Below are 1513 nucleotides of genomic sequence, written 5' to 3'. Positions count from 1 at the left end.
ATGGAGGCCGCCCGCCCCGACCGCGCGCTGCCGCTACTGGCCGCGGCGCAGGCGGCCGCGCCCGACGACCCGCTGCTGCGCAGCAGCCTGGGCGAGGCGTTGCTCGGCCTCGGCCGCCCGCATGATGCCGAGCCCCACCTGGCTGCCGTGGCGCAGGCGCTGGCCGATCGCGCCGACGCCAAGGTCAATCACGGCCTGGCGCTGCTGCAATCGGGCCGCGCGGCGGAGGCGGTGGCGGTGCAGCGCGCCGCCATCGCGCAGGACCGCGCCTGCCGGCCCGCCTGGCACAACCTGCTGCTGGCGCTGAACTACCTGCCGGGCCTGACCGCCGCCGAGGTCGCAGCCGACCACCGCGCCTATGGCGAGGCCTTCCCGCCGCTGCCGCCGCGCCCCTTCGCGAACACGCGCGACCCGGACCGGCGGCTGCGCATCGGCTTCCTCTCGGGCGATTTCCGGGCGCATCCGGTCGGCTATTTCCTGGAAGCGGCGATCGCGGCGCACGACCGGCGCGACTTCGAACTTCTGGCCTATGCGAACCAGGCGGGCGGCGATGCGGCCACGGCCCGCTTCCGCGGGTTGTTCGATGGCTGGCGGCGCGTGCACGCCAGCCGGATGCGGCGGTTGCGGCGCAGATCCGGGCCGATGGCATCGACATCCTGGTCGATCTCTCGGGGCATACGCAGGGCACGCGGCTGGCTGTGCTCGACCATCGCCCCGCACCGGTGCAGGCGACGTGGATCGGCTATGCCAACACCACGGGATCGCGCGCGGTGGACTGGATCATCGCCGATGCGGTGAGCGTGCCGCCGGGCGAGGAGGGGCTGTATACCGAGCGCGTGATGCGCCTGCCGGGCTGCTACCTGTGCATCACGCCGCCGGGCTTCGCGCTGCCGCGCGGCGCGCTGCCGATGCTGGCCCGTGGGCATGCCACCTTCGGCTGCTTCAACGCGCCGATGAAGCTGAACGAGGACGTGCTCGGCGCCTGGGCGCGCATCCTGGCGGCGGTGCCGCGGGCGCGGCTGCTGCTGAAGTCCCGCGCGCTGGAGGATGCCGGCACGGCGGGCGCGATCCGCGCGCGCTTCGCGGCCGCGGGTGGGGATCTGGCGCGGCTCGACATCGAGGGGCACAGCCCGCGCCCGGCCTATCTCGCGCGCTACGCCGACGTGGACATGATGCTGGACCCGTTCCCCTTCCCCGGCGGCACCACTACGGCGGAAGCGATCCTTGCCGGCGTGCCGACGCTCACGCTGCGCGGGCGCGGCGGCATAATGAGCCGCAACGGCGAGACGCTGCTGACCGCCGCGGGCCTGGCCGACTGGATCGCGCAGGATGTCGAGGACTACGTCGTGCAGGCGGTGAGCCGCGCGCGCGACACGCAGACGCTTGCCCCTGTGCGCGCCCGTCTCGTACCGGGCGCGCTGGCCGATGGGCCGGGCATGGCGCGGCGGCTCGCGGCCGCCTGGCGGGCGATGTGGCGCGACTGGTGCGCGCGCGGCTGAGCGCGCGGCGGCGA

General features: G+C 75.0%; 1 protein-coding gene. It reads left to right on the top strand.

The features are described 5' to 3' along the window. Window positions 1-209 precede the first annotated feature (209 nt). On the top strand, window positions 210-1499 hold the full coding sequence (locus tag HW578_RS26400; RefSeq protein ID WP_369407985.1) for an O-linked N-acetylglucosamine transferase, SPINDLY family protein: 1290 nt from the start codon (window positions 210-212) through the stop codon (window positions 1497-1499). Window positions 1500-1513 lie beyond the last annotated feature (14 nt).

The organism is Roseomonas rosulenta (assembly GCF_016106005.1).
In the GTDB taxonomy this organism is placed as follows: Bacteria; Pseudomonadota; Alphaproteobacteria; order Acetobacterales; family Acetobacteraceae; genus Neoroseomonas; species Neoroseomonas rosulenta.
This window is presented reverse-complemented; position numbering and strand designations above follow the sequence as displayed.